This window comes from uncultured Granulicatella sp., assembly GCF_963521425.1.
Taxonomy (GTDB): domain Bacteria; phylum Bacillota; class Bacilli; order Lactobacillales; family Aerococcaceae; genus Granulicatella.
On the sequence record NZ_CAUQUN010000011.1, the window covers coordinates 1 to 22,084 of the forward strand.

At 33.7% G+C, this 22,084-nt stretch carries 20 protein-coding genes and 1 pseudogene; 3 read left to right on the forward strand and 18 right to left on the reverse strand.

Annotated elements, in window-relative coordinates; genetic code table 11:
- Nucleotides 1–33: 33 nt before the first annotated feature.
- Nucleotides 34–483 carry a CopY/TcrY family copper transport repressor gene (locus tag RWO76_RS04120; RefSeq protein ID WP_314354437.1) on the reverse strand — a complete coding sequence of 150 codons (450 nt, stop codon included), beginning with the start codon at nt 481–483 and terminating at the stop codon, nt 34–36.
- Nucleotides 484–573: 90 nt separating this feature from the next.
- Between RWO76_RS04120 and RWO76_RS04125 the strand changes: the two are divergent.
- Nucleotides 574–1,065, forward strand: a pseudogene (locus RWO76_RS04125) (IS3 family transposase); the annotation flags it as partial.
- A 62-nt stretch (nt 1,066–1,127) separates the two neighbouring features.
- Here RWO76_RS04125 and RWO76_RS04130 read toward each other — a convergent pair.
- From RWO76_RS04130 to pth, 13 genes are all read right to left on the reverse strand, one after another.
- Complete coding sequence (locus RWO76_RS04130; protein WP_314354438.1) at nt 1,128–2,015, reverse strand: ROK family protein; 888 nt, start codon at nt 2,013–2,015, stop codon at nt 1,128–1,130.
- Nucleotides 2,016–2,161: 146 nt separating this feature from the next.
- Complete coding sequence (gene hslO, locus RWO76_RS04135; protein ID WP_314354439.1) at nt 2,162–3,052, reverse strand: Hsp33 family molecular chaperone HslO; 891 nt, start codon at nt 3,050–3,052, stop codon at nt 2,162–2,164.
- 76 nt (nt 3,053–3,128) lie between these two features.
- Entirely contained in the window at nt 3,129–5,174 is a 2,046-nt protein-coding gene (gene ftsH, locus RWO76_RS04140) for an ATP-dependent zinc metalloprotease FtsH (protein ID WP_314354440.1), read from the reverse strand.
- Nucleotides 5,175–5,265: 91 nt separating this feature from the next.
- Nucleotides 5,266–5,808, reverse strand: coding sequence for a hypoxanthine phosphoribosyltransferase (gene hpt, locus RWO76_RS04145; RefSeq protein ID WP_314354441.1), 543 nt, complete (start codon nt 5,806–5,808; stop codon nt 5,266–5,268).
- Nucleotides 5,802–7,154: a tRNA lysidine(34) synthetase TilS gene (tilS, locus tag RWO76_RS04150; RefSeq protein WP_314354442.1), complete on the reverse strand. Its 1,353-nt coding sequence runs from the start codon at nt 7,152–7,154 to the stop codon at nt 5,802–5,804. Before tilS ends, hpt begins: the two co-directional genes overlap by 7 nt.
- A gap of 78 nt (nt 7,155–7,232) precedes the next feature.
- Entirely contained in the window at nt 7,233–7,724 is a 492-nt protein-coding gene (locus tag RWO76_RS04155; protein ID WP_314354443.1) for a S1 domain-containing RNA-binding protein, read from the reverse strand.
- 94 nt (nt 7,725–7,818) lie between these two features.
- A complete protein-coding gene (locus RWO76_RS04160; RefSeq protein ID WP_314354444.1) occupies nt 7,819–8,244 on the reverse strand; it encodes a septum formation initiator family protein in 426 nt (141 codons plus the stop codon).
- 150 nt (nt 8,245–8,394) lie between these two features.
- Entirely contained in the window at nt 8,395–9,093 is a 699-nt protein-coding gene (locus tag RWO76_RS04165) for an MgtC/SapB family protein (RefSeq protein ID WP_314354445.1), read from the reverse strand.
- Nucleotides 9,094–9,234: 141 nt separating this feature from the next.
- On the reverse strand, nt 9,235–9,888 hold the full coding sequence (locus RWO76_RS04170; protein WP_314354446.1) for a hypothetical protein: 654 nt from the start codon (nt 9,886–9,888) through the stop codon (nt 9,235–9,237).
- Nucleotides 9,889–10,047: 159 nt separating this feature from the next.
- The gene (locus RWO76_RS04175; RefSeq protein WP_314354447.1) at nt 10,048–10,320 is read right to left on the reverse strand and encodes an RNA-binding S4 domain-containing protein; all 273 of its coding nucleotides are present in this window, start codon (nt 10,318–10,320) and stop codon (nt 10,048–10,050) included.
- A complete protein-coding gene (locus tag RWO76_RS04180; protein ID WP_314354448.1) occupies nt 10,307–11,926 on the reverse strand; it encodes a polysaccharide biosynthesis protein in 1,620 nt (539 codons plus the stop codon). Before RWO76_RS04180 ends, RWO76_RS04175 begins: the two co-directional genes overlap by 14 nt.
- 19 nt (nt 11,927–11,945) lie before the next feature.
- On the reverse strand, nt 11,946–15,470 hold the full coding sequence (mfd, locus tag RWO76_RS04185) for a transcription-repair coupling factor (protein WP_314354449.1): 3,525 nt from the start codon (nt 15,468–15,470) through the stop codon (nt 11,946–11,948).
- 71 nt (nt 15,471–15,541) lie between these two features.
- Nucleotides 15,542–16,102: an aminoacyl-tRNA hydrolase gene (gene pth / locus RWO76_RS04190; protein WP_314354450.1), complete on the reverse strand. Its 561-nt coding sequence runs from the start codon at nt 16,100–16,102 to the stop codon at nt 15,542–15,544.
- 291 nt (nt 16,103–16,393) lie between these two features.
- On the opposite strand from pth, the gene RWO76_RS04195 reads away from it, so the two are divergent.
- Both RWO76_RS04195 and RWO76_RS04200 read left to right on the forward strand, forming a co-directional pair.
- Nucleotides 16,394–17,362, forward strand: coding sequence for an L-lactate dehydrogenase (locus RWO76_RS04195; RefSeq protein WP_314354451.1), 969 nt, complete (start codon nt 16,394–16,396; stop codon nt 17,360–17,362).
- A gap of 90 nt (nt 17,363–17,452) precedes the next feature.
- The gene (locus tag RWO76_RS04200; RefSeq protein WP_314354452.1) at nt 17,453–18,271 is read left to right on the forward strand and encodes a Cof-type HAD-IIB family hydrolase; all 819 of its coding nucleotides are present in this window, start codon (nt 17,453–17,455) and stop codon (nt 18,269–18,271) included.
- Nucleotides 18,272–18,692: 421 nt separating this feature from the next.
- Here the strand turns inward: RWO76_RS04200 and RWO76_RS04205 are convergent, their stop codons facing one another.
- The 4 genes from RWO76_RS04205 to rapZ all read right to left on the reverse strand — a co-directional run bounded on the left by RWO76_RS04205 (nt 18,693) and on the right by rapZ (nt 22,061).
- Nucleotides 18,693–19,073, reverse strand: a complete 381-nt coding sequence (locus RWO76_RS04205) for a single-stranded DNA-binding protein (protein ID WP_314354453.1) — start codon at nt 19,071–19,073, stop codon at nt 18,693–18,695.
- Nucleotides 19,074–19,155: 82 nt separating this feature from the next.
- Nucleotides 19,156–20,091 carry a DNA-binding protein WhiA gene (whiA, locus tag RWO76_RS04210; RefSeq protein WP_314354454.1) on the reverse strand — a complete coding sequence of 312 codons (936 nt, stop codon included), beginning with the start codon at nt 20,089–20,091 and terminating at the stop codon, nt 19,156–19,158.
- Nucleotides 20,092–20,157: 66 nt separating this feature from the next.
- On the reverse strand, nt 20,158–21,177 hold the full coding sequence (locus RWO76_RS04215; RefSeq protein WP_314354455.1) for a YvcK family protein: 1,020 nt from the start codon (nt 21,175–21,177) through the stop codon (nt 20,158–20,160).
- Nucleotides 21,174–22,061 (reverse strand): RNase adapter RapZ, encoded by an 888-nt coding sequence (gene rapZ / locus RWO76_RS04220; RefSeq protein WP_314354456.1) that lies wholly within the window; start codon nt 22,059–22,061, stop codon nt 21,174–21,176. The genes RWO76_RS04215 and rapZ overlap by 4 nt, the downstream gene beginning before the upstream one ends.
- Between the last annotated feature and the right edge of the window lie 23 nt (nt 22,062–22,084).

Below are 22,084 nucleotides of genomic sequence, written 5' to 3' on the forward strand. Positions count from 1 at the left end.
TTGTCATTATTCATTTTAAATTCCTCCTTATACTTAATGATGATGTAAATGACATTTGCATTGTCCTTCTGGACAATTGCAATCTACTTCTTCTACTGCGAAAGATTTTTTCATCTCTAATATTTTTTCTAGTCGATCTATATCATCGAAGCTTAAAACATGATCTTCAATGATGCTTCCTATTACATTTCCGACTTTCTTATTGCAAATACGGTTAAAAATATCTTCTGCATAATTCCTTACGGCTTCTTTCTCTTCAATATTCGCAGTGTAAATAAACTTTCTGCCTTCATGCTCTGTATTTAGTACGCCTTTTTCAACTAATCGACCTAAGATCGTTTTGATAGTGGATTGTGTCCAGTCCATTTTTTCTTGCAATACGGAAATGACTTTTTTACTAGTTACTCGATCATTTGCCCAAACTACACGCATGACTTCCCATTCTGCATCTGTGATATAAGTATTAAATTCTATTGTGTTCATTCTCCTTCCCCCCTAGTTGTCTACAGATGTAAACAAATATGATCAAACTAAGTTTACAACTGTAAACGAATTATGTCAAGTCTTTTTAATAATAGAAATTTTTCAGCAGACAAACCTATGAAAAAATTGACTACAGATATCACATATTTGCCTTTCGGTCCTAAACGATTATATTTATCTTCCATTATGGATTTACATAATGGAGAAATCATTGCGTATACAATTGGTTCAAAACAAGATACTAAGTTTGTATTGGATACTTTAAATCAAATTGATTTACCTAAGGATGTTCTACTACATAGTGATCAAGGCAGCGTTTATACTTCCGCTGAATACTACAATCTATATAAAGAAAAAGGCATTATCCGCAGTATGTCCCGTAAGGGGACTCCCGCAGATAATGCACCCATCGAAAGCTTCCATTCTTCGCTAAAGTGCGAAGCTTTCTACATAAAAGATTAAGTAATAACTTCATCTTTTATTGTAATTCAAATTGTAGAAAGTTACATCAAATATTATAATGAAAAAAGGATCCAACAAAAATTGGACTACCTGTCTCCGATTGAATACCGGAGACGGTAGCCCTAGGGTGTTTTTATTAAATTCTCACTTTTTGGGGTCAGTCCCTTCCAACCTTCAATCCTTTATAACACTAATAATCCAGCTCCAATAATCCCATTGTCTCCTTTAATAGTTGAAATAACTATTCTCTGTAACACATGTTTTTGTTCAGCGTGTAGACGAGTATCCAAAATTTCTTTTACTAACTCAATATAGTCCGGATTATAATTGGATACACTTCCTCCAAATACAATAACATGCGGATCTAATAAGCAAACCATGGCATGCAAACTACTTGCAATTCCAGATGCAGCCTGACGAATAATATCTGTTGCAATGGCATCTCCTTGACGCCATCTTTCGAATACATCTTTAGTTGTCACTGAATCATCATTGTATAATTCTTGAGCTTTCTTTTGAATCCCTACCCCTGAACAAGCTTCTTCTAAACTCATCCATTGACCAAAGAAATGAACTGGAATAAATCCAATTTCACCTGAGAAACCTGCTCCTCGAAGAATTTCATTATGAACAATATTCGTTGCTGCAATCCCTGTTGATAAAGTGACATACGCAAACATTTCTTTTTCTGTTAAATTTTGAAGACGATATTCTGCATAGGCAGCTACTTTTACATCATTATCAATTTTTACTGGAATATTACCATAAACTTCTTGTAATCTTTGAACAATTGGAAAATTGGGCCATGGAATATTGTTTTGGAAAACTGCTACTCCATTCTCTACATCTACTTTCCCTGGCAAACCAATTCCTATACCTTCCATCTTTTGAATTGAAAATGGATGTTCATTTAACTCTTCATTTATTAATCGAACAACTTGTTCAAATAATGTTTCAGTACTTTCGACTTCACTAGGTGCTTGCCTGCGACTTACAATTTCTCCCTTTTCATTAATAATAGCAACAGCTACTTTTGTTCCCCCAATATCAACACCAATCGATTGTTTCATTAAAAACCTCTCCTTTATTTAATCGTTTTCATCGTTATTTTAGCCTGGTTTGAAGTTTTTTGCAATGTAAATTTTTAAATAAAAGAAAAGACCTTCTATAATGGGAATATTATAAAACAGTCCTTATATAGAAAGTCAAAATTTAATCATTTTTTCTGAGATTTAATTTCTATGATTAAGTCATTTAAATCATCTTCACTAAATTGATATTTTTCACCGCAGAAATGACAGACAATTTCTGCTCCATGATCTTCATCAATTAAATGTTGTAAATCCTCTACTCCAATCGATAATAATCCGGCACTAAATTTTTCTCTTGTACAAGGGCAATAAAATTCGACTGGTAATTCTTCCAATACTTTAATATTTTCTTCACCTAATAAACGGTTTAATAAATCGATTGGTTCTTCTTGTTGATCAATCAATTTTGAAACAAGAGGCATTTCACTAATACGTCGTTCAATTTCTACAATCGTTTCTTCACTAGCTCCAGGAAGTAATTGAATCATAAAACCACCTGCAGCACGAACGGATTCATCTGGATTTACTAAAACAGAAACGCCAACTGCTCCATTAATTTGTTCCGAAACAGCTAAATAATAAGTGAAGTCCATTCCTAACTCACCGTCTACAATTGGAATTTGTCCAGAAAAAGGTTCCTTCATTTGTAAATCCTTAATAACGGTAATCGTCCCGTTTGTCCCAACAACGCCACGTACATCTAATTTTCCTTTTTCATTTAAAGGTAAGCTTACATGTGGATTGGAGATATAACCTCTCATTTGACCTAAGCCATTAGCTTCTGCCATGATTTTTCCACCAGGGCCATCTCCATTTACTTGAACCGTAATTTTTTCTTTTCCTTTTAAACTAGTCGCCAATAATTGAGTCCCAATCAACGTACGACCTAATGCTGCTGTAGCTGCACTCCAAGTATCATGACGTTTTTGTGCTTGCGATACTGCTTCTGTAGCTACAATCGCAACTGCTTTAACTTCATCATTAAAAGCTAATACTTTTAATAAATGATCTTTCATTCTTCATTCCTTCTTTCCTTCATAAAAGAAAAGTGGGAAAGAAAAGTTTTGACTTTCCCTTCTCACTTTCTTGTCATTATTCTAAATCATCTTTTGAATCAGATTCTTCTTCATTTTCATCTAGCTTTGCTGCTTCACGTTTTGCTAAAGCTTTTTTAGATTCTTCAAAACTTGCTGCTTCTACTTCACTTGGATACTCTTCCTCAATTTCTTCTGTTGGCATTTCTCCAGTTTCGAATAAAGCCTTGATTGTACGTTCATCAAGAGTTTCTAATTCTAGTAATTTTTCAGCAATTAGCGTTAATTGATCTTTATGTTCTTCTAAAATTTGTAATGCTTGTGCATAAGCTTCTTTCATAATAGAGCGAACGGCATTATCAATTTCAAAAGCAACTTGATCAGAATAAGCTTTCGTTTGTCCATAGTCACGTCCAATAAAGACTTGATGATTTCCTTCATATTGAACAGTTCCTAATTCATCATACATTCCGTATTCTGTAATCATACTACGAACAATTCCAGTTGCTTGTTCAAAGTCGTTACTTGCTCCAGTTGTTTTTTCATTAAAGATAAATTCTTCAGCAGCACGTCCACCAAGTAATCCAACTACTTGTTCGAACAATTCTTTTTTAGTCATTAAGAAGCGATCTTCTTTTGGAAGCATAATCGCATATCCGCCTGCACGTCCACGAGGAACAATTGTTACTTTATGAACGACACGTGCATCACTTAATACCATCCCAACGATTGTATGACCAGCTTCGTGGAAAGCAACCATTTTACGTTCTTTTTCACTAATTGCACGATCTTTTTTCGCTGGTCCTGCAATGACACGGTCATGTGCTTCATCGACATCTAACTTATCAATTGCTTTTTTATCTCTTCTTGCAGCTACTAAAGCAGCTTCATTTAATAAGTTTTCTAATTCAGCACCAGAGAATCCTGGAGTTTGTTGAGCAATAACTTTTAAATCCACTTCTTTTGCTAGTTTTTTATTTCTAGCATGAACTTTCAGAATTGCTTCACGCCCTTTAACATCTGGACGACCTACTAAAATTTGACGGTCAAAACGTCCTGGACGTAATAATGCTGGGTCTAATACATCAGAACGGTTTGTTGCAGCAATCACGATAACGCCTTCTGTTCCTTCAAAACCATCCATTTCAACTAATAATTGGTTCAGAGTTTGTTCACGTTCATCGTGACCTCCACCCATACCTGTACCACGTTGACGACCAACAGCATCAATTTCATCAATAAAGATAATAGCTGGAGCATTTTTCTTCGCATTTTCAAATAAATCACGAACACGGCTTGCCCCTACCCCAACGAACATCTCAACAAATTCAGAACCTGAAATTGAGAAGAATGGAACATTTGCTTCACCCGCAACAGCTTTCGCTAATAAAGTTTTACCTGTCCCTGGAGGGCCTTCTAATAAGACACCTGCTGGAATACGAGCTCCAAGAGCTGTAAATTTACGAGGATCTTTTAAGAACTCTACTACTTCTACTAATTCTTGTTTTTCTTCTTCCGCACCTGCTACATCAGAGAAACGAACTTTTACTTTTTGTTTGTTTTGATCTGTAGCTTTTGAACGACCAAAATTCATCACGCCACGTGGACCACCTTGTCCCATTTGACTTGATAATAAGTTAAACATTAAGAATCCAAAAATCCCTAATGGTACAACTAATTGTAAGAAAAGTGATAACCAAATTCCTGATTGACTTTCAGGAAGAGTAGTAATTTGAGTGCCCGCTTGTTGTGCAGCATTATTAATTTCTGTTACAGTTCCATCATTTGGTAAAACTGTTGTTTTGAAATTTGATGTTTTAGATGATCTCTTATCAAAGATCGCTAATCCTTTAGAGGATGTATTTGTATTTTCTTTTGCTTCTTTGTATTCTCCAGTAATGGTATACACGGAGTTTGCATATTGCATTTTAATTTCTTTAATGTCACCTTTTTTCAATTCTTGAACGAATTGTGTATAACTAACTTCTGTCGTTTGCCCATTAGACCCTTGATTAAACCAAGAAACTAATCCAATAATTGCCACAAAAATCAAAATATACATTAGTCCATTACGAAATATTTGACGATTATTATTTGTATTCATTTTGCCTCCTGCAATTCATAAATGGTTGTATAGAACAGTGTATCACACTTAAAGGTCTTTGACCATTTTTGATAATTAACTTAACTAAATCTTATGATTCATACACTTCTGGTTTTAATACTCCAATATATGGTAAATTTCTTAAACCTTGTTTGTAATCTAAACCATAGCCTACTACAAATTTATTTGGAACTTCAACACCAACATAGTCTGCATCAATTGCGATGACACGACGTTCTTGTTTATCTAATAATGTTACAATTTTAACACTTGCTGCTTGACGATGTTTTAATAATTCAACAATATGAGCTAAAGTACGTCCTGTATCAATAATATCTTCCACAATTAATACGTGGCGGTCTTTTACACTTTGATCTAAGTCTTTCAAAATACGAACTTCACCACTGGATTCAAATGCATCACCATAACTAGATACATCCATAAAATCCACTTCTAAATCGCAATCCATTGCACGAACAAGGTCTGCCATAAAGAAAATAGCTCCCTTTAAAATACAAATCACTAATGGATTTTTATCTTGATACTCTGCAGTTAATGTTTTCCCTAATTTTTCAATTGTTTCTTCTAATTCTTTCTTACTGACAACTACTTCAGCAATATAATTATCTAACATGATAGCACCTCTTCTTTTTTTCTATAGACTATTCTTATTCTATCAGTTTCTTTCCTTTTGGACAATGATTGTGTTTGACGAAATCCTAATATTGCTATTATTTCTTTTGAAAAATTTTCTACAATCCACAAATTTCCCCTTTCTTCTTTAGGGATTTTCTGATTAATACACCATCTTCTAATACTTTGATGTTGATTTTCTTTTAAAAGAAATCGATCATTTGGTTTTCTTCTACGAATGATTAATGGAAAATCTTCTAAGGAAATAAACATTTCCCATCCTTGTTGATCTGTAAATGATAGGCTTTCGTTTTCTGATAATATAATATCTGCTGTTTGAACTTCCTCTACTCTTATTTCTTGATAAGAAATCTCTTCTTTCAATTCTTTTGTAATCAGTAATTGATTATATCTTTTTTGAAAAATCCATCCATTAGGTAAATTCAAACTCATTTGAGAAGTATCAGATATAATTGCCTCTTGAATATCAAACACATTTTTAGTACTCAGTATACCTCCAAGTTTTTTAGATAATTCAACTAAAATAACCTTTTGCAATGCTATTGGTTGCTTCATATAACTTTCCTTATTCCAAGACCACCCATTTGATAATTCTACTAGCTCTTGTTCCATCCATTGATCAGCAAGAGTCAAAATTAATTCTTGTTGTTCTTGTAACGTTTGTGTAAATACTTGAATTTTTTGATTAAATTTAGTATTTTCCTGTTTTAAAAGTGGGATGATTTCCTGTCTAAATCGGTTTCTCGTATATTCTAAACTTTGGTTCGTTACATCTTCTTTAAAAGGTATTTGATGAATCGAAGCATAGTCATATAAATCTTCTTTATCAACCGTTAAAAAAGGCCGAATGAGATAGCCTTCACTGAAAGGGCGAATGGGTTTCATTCCAGCAATCCCTTCAATTGTACTTCCTCTTGTTAATTTCATTAACACCGTTTCTGCTTGATCATCTGCATGATGAGCCACTACAACATAGCAGGCATTATTTTTTTTCATAGAATCTTTCAGTTTTTGATATCGAAACTTTCTTGCTTTTTCTTCAACCCCTGCTTTCTGTCTGATTCCTTTTTCCCAATGATAAACTTCTAAAGAAATACTTCTTTCGCCACAAAAATTTCTGACCATCTCTTCTTCTTCATCCGATTCTTTTCGAAGATGATGATGAATATGAACAACTGAAAAGTTGAGTGTTTTAATTTTTTTTTGAAGTTTAAAAAAACTCTCTAATAACACCATTGAATCTACTCCACCTGAAACAGCTAATACAAAAGATTCCTGTTGCCAATTAGAAACATATTGATTTAAAAATGTTTCCACTTCCTTCATTCAAACACCTCCATTCTTATTACGACTGACAATGACAAAAATGAGACTGGATATTTCCAGCCTCATTTGAATACTTTATTATGAACGACGTCCGCCACGTCCGCCACGTTTACCTTCTGTATTACGTTTTAATGAAGTTAAACGATCTTCAGAATCTTTTAAGAAGGAACTCATCATTGCATCAAAATCATTCACTTTTGCTTGTGATGGAGATTTTTTCTCAAATGACGGTGCTGATTTAGCTGAATAAGGCTTCTTAAATCCTTGACCTTCTTGATTACGTGGAGCTGATTTTTGGAATTTTGGTTTATCTTCAATAGTTTCTTCAGAAGAATCGCTACTTGCACGACGAATTGATAAACTTACTTTTCCATCTCCAGCAATTTCCATTACTTTTACTTGTACTTCATCTCCAACTGTTAAGACATCTTTAATATCTTTAATATAAGAATTAGATACTTCACTAATGTGAACTAAGCCTGTTTTACGGTTACCTAAATCCACAAAAGCCCCAAAATTTGTAATACCAGTTATTTTACCAGGTAAAATATTTCCTACCTCAATTGACATATAAAAAGCGTTCCTCCTTCAAATTTCCCCTTTTATACACACGCTTGACGAGTATAAAAGATTATTTCCAATACTTCATAACTCTATACAAAAATTAATGACGAGATTGATTTTCTTTTGCTTGTTGAATTTTATTTTGTGCAGCATCATCAGGTGTATTAAAAATAATCTCTCCTGATTTACTTAAGTAGTATTCACTACGTGCAAGTTTTGCTACATAATCATCTTGTTGTAGCAATTCAACTTGTTGAACTAAAGATTTTTGTTCTTGTTTTACTTTGGCTTCTTCTTTCTTTGCTTCAACAATTTGTGCTTCAATCTTACCTGCTTGATTAATTTGTCCAACAATTTGTAGTATTAACGAACCAGCAATTGCTATTACTACAGCCATCAGTAATGAATGCCACACAGCTACTCTTTTCCAAACAGCTACTTTTGGTAAATGAACATTGGTATGTAATTTTTTCTTTTTTGATTCAAACGCAATAATTTTGCTGTTTTCTTCTTGCTGTTTATTCACTACACTGACTCCTTTAAAGATTATATGACGAGTATAACAAGAATATGATATCTCGTCTATGCTTTTAGGAAAATTTTATAAAAAAAACTCTTTCTTAGCTAGCATTTTCTAGCTAAGAAAGAGTTTGCTATTTCAGAAAAGTCTTATTCGTTAATATTCTTCTGTCTTAAACTTTATTTTCTTCACTTCTAAATCAGAATGTTGTTCTTCCATATACTCTTGAATTTTCTCAATCACGATTTCTTCATCATGTTCCACACGTAAAATTAATTCATATTGACCATCTTCCAATTCCTTTGCTTCAACTTGAATTGATTGATAATCCTCTAAATGACAAAAATCATAAATTTTCTGCATAATCGTTACATCTGGAACTAAGCAATGAATACTCACTTGACGATTTTGTGCCTTCAATGGAGATTCATGTGTCAATAATTGAATAATAACGACAACTGCTGCACAAACAACTCCGAAAATCCACATTCCTCCACCAATTGCTAAACCAATTCCTGCTGTAGCCCAAATTCCTGAAGCCGTTGTAATTCCGCTGATTTTCTTATCTCTCATAAAGATAATCCCACCACCGATAAAACTGATACCACTAACTACTTGAGCAGCCACACGAGCTGTATCATAATCAGGTGTATCTAAGAAAGCTTCTTTAGAAATTAACATCATTAACGCAGAAGTTAACGCAACAATGACGTGAGTTTTAATTCCTGCTTGTTTATTTCTTGACTTTCGCTCATATCCAATGGCCAATCCACATAAGCAAGCTAAAATTATGGCTATTAAATGTCTAACTTCTAATATTGCATCAAAATTTCTGCTTAAAATTGTTTCTACCATACTTGCTCCTTTCATGAACATTGAATTTTTTGTACTATCATCAAAATGATAACGTGCCCATTATTCTATGCTTTTCTTCCATAATTGTCAAGAAATCTTATCTTTCAATTTTGGAATCATGAATTAGAGTAAATAGTATGATCATTCCTTAGAGAAACTCATGATTGACTCTTTCATGTTCTTCACCATAAAAATATCATAAAACATCTTCAGTATGCTTCCTAGTACAATCAAAATTCCAAAAGCCATCCATAACATTTGAAGATTCATCGTTCCAAGAAACATACTTCTAACTACCTGTCCAATTTGAAGGGCACTCGCATGATCCATCACCTCTATTCCAAATGAGAAATGATCATGAAAAGTATAAATCATCATAATGATTTGAAAATTAATAAAGATGGAATCTATCTTCAATTCTTTATTCTGATGAATTTTTCTAGTACTTACCCATAATAAAATCATTAATAGAACTGTAAACACAATCGTCAAGTCAGAAATTACACCAAAAGGTAATGAATGAAAATTTAGAATTGTGCCCTTCAAAATCATTGGACCAAACAGAGCTGTCAATAATAATAATTCTAGTACTATAATTCCTTTTTTTATGTTAAAAGGTAGTTTCATCATACTTATCAAAGTCAACAGAAAAGTTAAACAACTGACTCCCATTACTCTCCACGATTCATACGTCACTTCACTGATTCCTTTTGTACTAAAGTACAAGCCAAATAAACAAGTGGCAACAGAAGTAACCATTGCAACAATCATATAGATTTTACTCACTTTATTCATCTTTCTCATCCTTTCTTAGATAAAATATAAAATCGTTATTTTCTTCACATATAGTATAATGAAAACATTTTTCTTTCTCAATATTTCTTCATCCTAAGTTTATTTAAATTTTTCTAAAAAATAAGAGAGGGTTGACGAACCAACTCTCTCTTATCTGTTTTAAAACTCTTCTGTTTTCACTACTTGTTTTTCTTCTAAAATTGTAAACATTTCTTTTGCATCTTCTTTTCTTGTTGAATCTAAAATTGTATCCACTCGAACGGTTACAGTTTTATTTCCAAATTGAATAGTAATAATATCTCCTACTTTTACTTCTGTTGAAGATTTTGCCACTTTATCTTGTACTGTAATTCTTCCTTTATCAGCTACCTCTTTTGCGACACTTCTTCTTTTAATTAATCGAGACACTTTTAAATATTTATCTAATCTCATCCTTTTCTCCTCTTTTCTTCCATTTTCTTGTAAATCTTAATAATGATTTTCCTTTTGGAATCATCAACCATTCACGAATGGTAAACAACTTTATCTGAATTGCTCCAATTATAAATATAATCATCCCAACACTTACTAATAATAGAGAAATCAATGTATCCTTTGTTCGAGAATCTCCGGCTGGAAAATAGCGTTCAAATAGGCTATTCAGAATTCCTACAGCAATTGCCATTCCTATTGTTACGATCCCTAATTTTATTATCGTTGACTGTTGATGATTCGAAGAAGACTTACCCTCTCCACTCAAAATCCACATCATTCCTAGCATTACGAATAAGCCTAAAATCGTCGCAAAACTAGCACCTAATGTTTGAAATATTGGAATGAACCATAAATTGGCGACTCCTTTAGCAATCAGTCCAACAAATAAGGCTATAAGCGTAATCGAATATTTTCCAGTACTTTGTAATAATCCATGATAAGACATCATCATAGACGCTAACACAATACTGATAATATAAACACTAAGCACATCGTTACCTTGAATATCCCCAAAAAGCATATGATTGACTCTTGGTAAAACAACAAGTAATCCTACTGTTGCCACAACTGAAAATACCATTGTCATTTTTAATAGAGACTGTTTCAATTGTTCAAATTCTTCTAAATGTTGCTTAGTATAACTACGACTAAGTAATGGTAAGTAACTTGAAGAAAATCCCACTCCTACAACCATTCCTAATTGCACCAGTGGTTGTCCTCTATCAAAAATTCCTTTTAAATCTTTAGCGACTTCTTGATGGATTCCCTGTTCTACTAGACCTTTAAATAGGGTAAATGAATCTATTAACTGGAACAATACTAATATCGAACTTAATAAACATAAAGTTCCACCTTCAATCACTAATCTCTTTAGCAATACTCCCCATTGAATCTTATGAGGTTCAATCACTCGACTACCATTCCAAATTTCAAAAGAGTCAGATTTTTTAAAATAGAATAAAACCAAAGTTGCCATTACTGCCGCAATCACTGCACTTGACATTGCCCAAGTTCCAACTGCATATAAATCATTCGTGAGACTTCCATAAAAACTTGCAGCTAATAAAATAACACTCACTCGAACAACTTGTTCCATTACTTGAGAAACAGCTGTCGGAACCATTCGATTTGTTCCTTGAAAATATCCTCTTGCAATCACAAGAAAAGGCATCATTAAAAACATCCAAGAAACGCTTTGAATAACAGGAGATAATAAAGAATCTCCCATCCATAAAGCAATGATTTCTGACTGTGTATATAGAAGTAAAAAGACTCCAATCCCTAATCCACTTAAAATCCAAAATAATCGTTTTAAGAGGGGAGATAATTCATAATCCGAACGATACTGAGCAACTAACGCTGAAACAAATACCGGAAAACCAGAAAGAGCAAAAGTCATTCCAATTCCATAAATGGGATATACTTGCTGATAAACGTAAAAACCAGTATTCCCAACCATATTTTGGAAAGGAACTCGATAAACGGCACTTAATATTTTCGCGATGAAGGCTGCTAATGACAATATCAATGCTCCTTGCATCATCTGTCTATTCGATTTGTCCATTGGATCCCCCTCTCTGTTTTTATTCATTTTCCTCTTTTTGATTTGCTACAACTTCACAACACTTTTCTAAGAAAAGTTTTATTTGCTCTAACCATAAATCAGTTGGTTGATTTGTTACATTGAGCAATACTTGTAAAGTCGTCCCTTTTTTAGTGACTTGAGCAGGTAATTTCACTGCCCCAAGGGCTTCAAAAATAGCAACTCCTTCTAATCGTTGAGCTATCGGTTGAGCAATGGATACAATGATTGAATTTTGTTTTTTCTTAATCGAAGTAATCGATAATTGCTCTGCAAAATATTTTAACATTCCGACTTCTAATAAATAGCTAACTTCATCTGGAAACTCTCCAAAGCGATCAATAAAATCATCTAATAATTCATGATATGTTTCCATACTATCAATTGATCGAATACGTTTATACATTTCAATTTTTTGACGTTCATCTTGAATATAAGTAGCTGGAATATAAGCATCTACTTGTAAATCAATTTCAACAGAATCTTCCATTGTTGGAACAGCTTTTCCTTGTTTTTTCAATACTGCCTCACTTAACATTTGAGAATATAAATCAAATCCAACAGAATCAATAAAGCCATGCTGTTGTTTTCCTAATAAATTTCCTGCACCACGAATCGATAAATCTCTCATCGCAATTTTAAACCCAGAACCTAATTCTGTAAAATCACGCATCGCTTGCAGACGTTTTTCTCCAACTTCCGTTAAAGTTTTATCTGGTTGATACATTAAATACGCATACGCTATACGGTTTGAACGTCCTACCCTTCCTCGTAATTGATATAACTGAGACAATCCCATATGATCTGCATTTTCAATGAATAAGGTATTTACATTCGGAATATCTACCCCTGTTTCAATAATCGTCGTTGTCACTAAAACATCATATTCGCCTTCAATAAATTGATATAAAATATTTTCTAACGTTGTTTCACTCATTTGTCCATGAATAACTCCAACTCTTGCTTCAGGAACTAATTGACGTAATTCATCTGCTTTCTTCTCAATGGTTTCAACACGATTGTATAAATAAAAGACTTGTCCACCACGAGCTAATTCCCGTTCAATGCCATCTTTAATCGTAATCCCTTGTTGCTCCATCACAAAAGTTTGGACAGGATAACGGTTTGAAGGTGGTGTTTCAATCACGGATAAATCACGTACTCCTAGCATCGACATATGCAAGGTTCTAGGAATTGGAGTTGCGGTTAACGTTAAAACATCGACTTGAGATTTTAATTGTTTCAATCGTTCTTTATGTTTGACCCCAAATCGTTGTTCTTCATCGACTACTAATAAACCTAAATCTAAGAAATTCACATCTTTTGATAAAACACGATGCGTTCCAATCACGACATCTACTTGCCCTTTTTGCAATCCTTCAATCGTTTCTTGTTGTTCTTTCTTCGTTCTAAATCGACTTAACAACCCTATTTTGAACGGATAATCTGCAAATCTTTGAACAAAATTTTCATAATGTTGTTCTGCTAAAATCGTTGTTGGCACTAATACTGCGGCTTGTTTTCCATCCATTAAAGCTTTGAAAACTGCACGCATCGCTACTTCTGTTTTCCCATAACCAACGTCTCCGACAAGTAAGCGATCCATTGGTTTATCTTTTTGCATATCTGCTTTGATTTCCTCAATACTTCTTAATTGATCTTGAGTTTCTGAATAAGGGAAAGCATCTTCAAATTCTTTTTGCTCTACGGTATCCTTGCTGAAGGCATACCCTTTTTCTGCATCACGTTTTGCATATAATTCAATTAATTCATCGGCAATATCTTCAATTTTAGTTTCAACTTTACGTTTTGTTTTTGCCCATTCGCTACTTCCTAATTTATTTAATTTAGGGACTTTTGCATCCGAAGAAACATATTTTTGAACTAATTTAATTTGATGAACAGGAACAAATAAATGACCGCCATCTTGATAATGAATTGACATGTAATCTTGGTGGACACCATTAATTTCTAGTGTTTCCATCCCTTGATACACACCGACCCCATGATTGACATGAACAACATAATCTCCAACTGCTAATTCTGTATAACTCTTCAATCTTTCCGCATTGGAAATTTTTTGAGTTCTTGGAGCACGTTTGGTTAATTTATTAAACAGCTCCTTTTCTGTAACAATCACAAATTTATCTTGTGGTAATTCAAATCCATGACTGAAGGAACCTACCATAATTTGAAGAATTCCTTCTTGTACTTCTTTTGTAATAATCGCTGGAATATCAAAATCATGGAAAGTTTGTTCTACTTTTGAAGCTCTCGTTAAATGATCCACCACTACAATAACCGTAGCCTTTTGTTTTGCCCAACGATCTGCTTCTACTTTTACCATTGGCATTTGCGAGAAGAATTGTGTCATCGAACGTTCTTGAATATTATGAATGGCTTCAAATGTTAATCGACCCAAACCTTTTTGGAATAATGAAAAATAGGTTCTTGGTAGCATCGAATCTTTTAATACTTTCTTCCCTTCAAAAATCATATCAATCGAACTAGCAATCATTCCTAATTCTAATTGATGAATTTTCCATAATCCTGCTTCTTCATGAAGTGAACGTTGTTTTTCTTGAATACGAGCATAATCATCAATTAATAAATACCCTTTTTTAGACACATAAGCTAAAATAGTCGTTTTCTCTTTATAAAATAGTTCAAGCCAATAAGAAATTTTAGGAGGAATCTCTCCTTCTTCTAATTGTTTCAACAAGTGATTCATTTGATTCGTTAATAATTGAGTACGTTCATCTGATTCACTACTCTTTATATCTTTTTCATACGCTTTTTGAATTTTCGATTTTGCCTCAAATACTACCTCATATTCAAATGGAATATCTGTTGCTGGTAAAAGAATTATATTTTCGACCATTTCAAGTGAACGTTGCGTTTCTGCATCGAAATAACGTAACGAATCTAATTCATCATCAAAAAAATCTAAACGGATTGGATGTTCTTGATCTAATGGATAAATGTCGACAATTCCGCCACGAACCGAAAAATCTCCCGGAGTAGCTACCATCGCTTCTCTACGATAACCCATTCGTCCTAATTTATCGATTAATTCTTCCACTTCTAAGTTTGTTTCTCCAACGACTAATTCAATAGTACTTTTCTTCCAAACTTCTAGAGGGACTAATGGCTTTTGAATCCCTGATAATGGAACGACTACAATTCCTTTTTCTCCAGTTGTTAAAAACTGTAATGTTCGAATTCGATTACTCACCACTTCCGGAGAGTGAATCGAATATTCTGCAGCTAAAGATTCCTCTACTGTAAATAAATAGACTTCATCTTCATACCACTGTACTAATTCTTCATATAATTGAGTCGCTTGTAACATTGTTGGCGTTACAACAACTATTGGTCCCTTCCAGTTTTCATAAGCATTTGCTACAGCTAAATGCTTTGCCGCTCCAGTTAATCCTAAAACTAACTGACTTTGCATCATAGGAAGGTTTTCTATCCATTCTTTAAAGCTATGGATATGTTTTTTACTAATTCCTAACGGTAACATATCTTTTCCTTTCTCTTTATACAGGCACTAAAAAGGTTGAAACTTTCGCTCCAGCCTTTTTTAAATTTTATTTAATTATAACGATTCATTGTTTGAATAAAGTTATCACCTTTTATCCAATCTCTTAGCGCTTCTACACTTTTATCCACAGAAGCTAAAATTTCTTCTTGTTCTTCCTTTTCAAAATTAGCTAATACATGATTAACCACACTTCTACCTGGAGCAGGTCGCCCTACGCCAATTTTAATACGATTAAATTGGTCACTTCCTAAACAACTAATGATACTCTTAATCCCGTTATGTCCACCGGCACTGCCTTTTTGACGTAACCTAATTTTTCCAACTGGAAGATCCATATCATCATATAGAACAACAATGTCTTCAATACCAATTTTAAAATAATTCATTAATGGACGAACCGCTTGACCAGATAAATTCATATATGTCAACGGCTTCATTAAAATGACTTTTTCTCCATTAACATGTGTTTGAGTAAAGGTTGCATCAAATAAAGTTTGATTAAATTCTAAATTTTCTTGATAAGCAAATTCGTCAACGGTAATAAATCCAATATTATGACGAGTGCCTTTATATTTCGCTCCTGGATTTCCTAATCCAATAATTAATTTCATAATGTCACACCATTTCTATCTTGAGTCCTACCTAGTATATCATAAACCACTCCAAAATCGAAAAATTAATGAATTAATACCACTGTGAGAAGTTGTTCACATATGTTTTTTTATATTTTTTACTTTTTGAAAATATATAAATCGCTATTTGTTCGCAAATGAAAACGTAAGAAACCGTAAACATACTCTTTTGAAAAAATTCATTTTTTCAAAACTTTAGATTAAGTATCACAAATAAAATCGTGCTATACTATGAATAGTTATTCCACGAAAGGAATAGGAGGTAATACAATGGAAAAAACAATTAAATCTAGTAATAAGGTGATTTTAGTAGGGGACGGTGCTGTTGGTTCTAGTTATGCATACGCACTTGTACTTCAAGGAATCGCTGAAGAACTTGGTATTATTGATATCGCAAGAGAAAAAACTGAAGGAGATGCTTTAGACTTATCACACGCTCTAGCATTTAACTCTCCTAAAAAAATCTACGCAGCAAGTTATGAAGACTGCCATGATGCAGATGTTATTTGTATCACAGCTGGTGCTGCTCAAAAACCAGGTGAGACTCGTATTGACTTAGTACACAAAAACTTAAAAATCTTAAAAGGAATTATTGATCCTATTATGGCTAGTGGTTTTGATGGAATTTTCCTAGTTGCATCAAACCCTGTAGACATTTTAACTTACGCTACTTGGAAATTCTCTGGATTACCTAAACATCGGGTAATTGGTTCAGGAACAGCCTTAGATAGCGCTCGTTTCCGTCAAGCAATTGCTGAACTAATCGACGTTGATGCTCGTAATGTCCACGGATATATTTTAGGAGAACACGGAGATACTGAATTCCCTGTTTGGTCTCATGCAAATGTCGGTGGATTACAAATTTATGAATGGGTTCGCCAAAATCCAGATACAGATGAAGAAAAATTAGTTGAAGTATTCTTCCAAGTAAGAGATGCTGCTTACGAAATTATTGCGAAAAAAGGTGCTACTTACTATGGTATCGGAGCTACTTTAGCAAGAATTACAAAAGCTATTCTAAATAACGAAAGAGCCATCTTCCCATTATCTGTTTATCTTGAAGGACAATATGGACAAGACGATGTTTATATCGGAGCCCCAGCCATTATTGGCCGTGATGGTATTCGTCAAATTATCGAAATCCCATTAGCAGACTCTGAACAAGAAAAAATGAACTTGTCAGCTACTGCCTTAAAACAAGTCATTCACGATGCCTTCGAACGTTTAGAAAACGAATAATATAAAGTTTGCCGACTTCCAAAAACGAACCTTTGGAGGTCGGTATTTTTATGTTAAAATGGGATTACTGTTTATAAAGGAGTTAATAAAATGATTAAACTAATTGCCATCGATATGGATGGAACGCTGTTAAATTCTAAAAAACAATTACTAGAAGAAACGAAACAATACTTCAAAGAATTTCATCAAAAAGATACAGAAACATTATTAGTCTTATGTACAGGCAGACCTGAAACAGGAATTCGCCCTTACTTAAAAGACTTAGGCTATCTTGAAGAAAATCATTATATTATTAGTCAAAACGGCGCTAACATTTATGAAAGCCAAACAGGAAATCGTATCATGGATACATTTGTAGATTCAGCTGCTATTCAAAAATGGATTCAACTTGGAAAAAACCACGACATTAGTGTAATGGGAGGCGGAGTTGATTATTACTACTCCTTTGACCAAGAACCAACAAAATGGATGGAATATGACGTAAAAATCATCAATGGAGAAATCAAACGTATTACAATGGAAGCATCTCTAACAACAGATTTTTATAAAATTTTACTACTTGCAGACGAAGAACAATTAAACGAATTCGAAACAGTCATTCCAGATACTTGGAGAGAAGAATTCTATGTTGTTCGTAGCCAAAAATATTTAGTTGAAGTACTAACAAAAGGTGTTAATAAAGCATACGGACTTGAAAAATTAGTTCAAAAACTCAACATTAACCGAAACGAAATTGCCGCGATTGGAGATGCAGCTAACGATATTGAAATGCTTCAATACGCTGGATTAGCAATTGCAATGGGAAATGCCACAGAAGAAGTGAAAAATCTATGCGACATTGTAACAGACACGAATGAAAATAATGGTGTTATTAAGGCAATTGAAAGAGTAATTAGTGAGTCAAAATAAAGAAAAACGCCTTTACTTTCTAGTGCAAAAATCATCCTAATAATACAATTCTTAGAAGCCTCGTTTCTTACGCTCCCATATCACCCCTAAGAACAGAAAAAAGACTTCTCAATTGTAGTATGAGCACTAGAAGCCAACCGGCTTCTAGCGCAGGAAAATTTGAGACCCAGGCTCAAATTTTAGCCATGAGACCGCAGGTCTGCTGGCGTCCTAATACTACAATTCTCAGAAGTCTTATTTTTTACGCATTCATGTCATTCCAAGGAACAGAAAAAAGACTTCCCATTGTAGTATGGGCACTAGAAGCCACCTGGCTTCTAGCGCAGGAAAATTTGAGACCTAGGCTCAAATTTTAGCAATGAGACTCGCATTTGCGAGGCTGCTTGCGTCCTAATACTACAATCATAAGAAGTCTTTTTTCCTATTCTCCCTCAACCGTGAAAATCGAAGCAAACTCATCATTTTCTTCTGGTTCACTTTCTTGCGACTTAGGCTCTAGAAAATAACATTCCTCAATAATTACCTCTGTCACATAAACATCCTGCTGATCACGATTCTTATAATGTCTCGAATGAATACGACCCTCAATTCCTAAACGATCGCCCTTCTTTACAAAACGTTGAATGCGATCTGCCATTTTACCAAAAGCAATCACCTGAATAAAATCTGTTTGCTTATCCCCATCATTCTGTCTATAAATATTTTGCACTGCTAAAGTATTACGACACACAGAATTCCCCTTCTCAGATTGATGAACAGCCACCTCTTTAATCAGACGACCAATTAATGAAACATGATTCATTTTTCCGTACCTCCATTGAATTATTAAAGAACAAATTGTCCTTCATTCTATAAGTACGAAAAAAATCATGAAAAATATTTTTTTATGAAATATTTTTTCTTAAATTTTCTGCAAATTCAGATATTTTTCTCAAACGATGATTAACTCCAGATTTTGAAATTGGACCTGATGGAATAATTTCCCCTAAGTCTTTCAAACTAATATCCGGATTTTCTTTTCTAACTTGTGCTAATTCAAATAATTTTACTGGCATAGCCTCAAGTCCTACTGTCTCCTCGATTAATAAAATATCTTCCATTTGGCGAGAAGCTGCTGTAACTACTTTATTAATATTAGCATTTTCACAATTCACTAAACGATTCACCGAGTTTCTCATATCTCGTACAATTCGAATATCCTCAAATTTCATCATCGCATTCGCTGCACCAATGAGCGCTAGAAAATCTGCAATTTTTTCTGCTTCTTTTAAATAGGTAATAAATCCATTTCGTCTCTCAATCATCCTTGCATTTAGACCAAAAGCATTCATCATATCGCAAATATCTTCATTATGTTCTTCATAGTTTGAATAAATTTCTAAATGATAGCGACTTGTTTCTGGATTATTAACAGAACCTCCTGCTAGAAACCCTCCTCTTAAATAAGAACGCATTTTTTCTTCATTATCACGAATCTCTAGTGGAATATGTGTAATTAATTCAAGTCCTTCCATAATACCTAAATCACTTAAAATTTCTTTAGTTCCTTGTTTTAAACGTACAATATACACATTATTTTTCTTCAATTTCATTTTACGGCGAACAAGTAATTCACTTTCAATTTGATAATGTTGTTTTAATAATACGAAAATACGTCTCGCAATCGCAGCGTTTTCCGTTTGGATATTTAATACAAACTGACGATTAAATAAACTTAAAGAACCATTCATACGAATGAGCGCTGCTAATTCAGCTTTTGCATGTTCGATATGGACTTCTAATTGTGTTAATTCTTTTTTTGTTTCAGATGCAAACGACATAATACCCTCCTTTCTCTATACAATAGGAGTGGGAAAGAACATTTGCTCTTCCCCACTTCTTTTTCATTAATCATGTTTTACACTTCGTAATAAAGTAAATAATTCATCAATGACTTTTTGTCCGTCATGATACACACCATTTTCTCTTAATTTAAGAAAATCAGTAGAAATCACTCGACATCCTTGGTCACGTAATCCTTGGAAATCATATTTTACTTGATACAAATATTCTTCATGCTTTTGTTGATTCAAATATTCATCTGGAACAGACTCAGTATTTACTAATACCGTATCAATAAAACATTCTCCTAAATGCTCATGCAAGACACGAACATGATCACTATCTGCAAAGTGCTCCGTTTCTCCTAATTGCGTCATAATATTACAAATATAAACAACTTCTGCTTTTGTTTCACAGACAGCTCGTCCAATATCTTCAATCATTAAGTTTGGCAAAATACTCGTATATAAGCTTCCCGGTCCAATAACAACCATATCCGCCTCCATAATAGCATCTACAACTTCTCTAGAAGCAATCGGTTTACGATTTTCATCATAAGTATGAACACTAACATGTTTAATCTTTTTACGATACTTCACTAATTGAGACTCTCCATCTACAATCGTTCCATCTTCAAACTCTGCTCTTAACAATAATGGTTCTTCTGCAGCAGGATAGACATGCCCTTCAATACTCATCATTCTAGACAGAAGACGAATGGCATCAAAAATATTATTTCCATGCATTTCTGTTAAGGCCGCAATAATTAAATTTCCAATCGCATGACCTGCAAAAAATTGATCATCCGATTTAAAACGATATTGGAAAATATCTTTTTGCAAGGAATTCATTGGAGATAACGCACATAAGCAGTTTCGAATATCTCCAGGAGGCACAACATTAATATAATCACGAATAACACCTGAACTTCCTCCATCATCAGCAACCGTTACAATTGCTGTTACTTCAGCATCTTGCTTTCGTAAATTTCTTAATAAAACAGGTAAGCCTGTTCCTCCACCAATAACAGTAATTTTAGGACCTTTCTTTCGCTTCTTTTCTTGAGGCTCTACTTCAAAAATCACGAACGACCATTCCCTTCTTTACGTTTATCTTTATCGCGGTGAGAAATCGTTACATGATAAGAATCAGACATTAATTCTCTTCCTGTACGTTCTGTTAATGCAACGGAACGGTGTTGTCCACCCGTACATCCAATCGCAATCGTTACACTTGATTTTCCTTCTTTTTTATAACCAGGAATTACAAAATCTAGTAATTCCATAAATTTATGATAGAAAGTTTTCGTTTCAGGTTGACTCATCACATAATCATAAACGGCATGGTCTTGCCCTGTTAATGGTCGTAATTCTTCAATATAGTGAGGATTCGGTAAAAATCGAACATCCATTACGATATCCGCATCAATTGGAATCCCATATTTAAATCCAAAAGATACGACTTGAATCGTAAAGATATCAGTATCTCCATTTGAGAAAGTATGCATAATTTCCTCACGTAATTTTCTTGGAGAAAGAGTTGTAGTATCAATGACTTTTTGAGCACGAACTTTTATATCTTGTAATAATCGACGTTCTGCAATAATCCCATCATATACGCGTCCGTCACCAGCTAATGGGTGAGTACGACGAGTTTCTTTATAACGAGAAACTAATGCATCATCACTCGCTTCTAAAAATAAAATTTTCGTAGTAATAAACGAAGTATTATCTAATCCACTAATCGATGTCATAATTTCATCAAAAAACGCTCTTGAACGTAAATCGATTACTAATGCAATTTTTGTAATTTTTCCAGATTCTTTTACTAATTCCCAAAATTTTGGTAATAAACTTGGTGGCATATTGTCAACGCAAAAATAGCCCATATCTTCAAAGCTTTGCATTGCAACTGTTTTTCCAGCACCACTCATTCCTGTAATGACCACTAATTCTAATTGATCTGCCATGTGTCATTCACCTCTCCTATTTC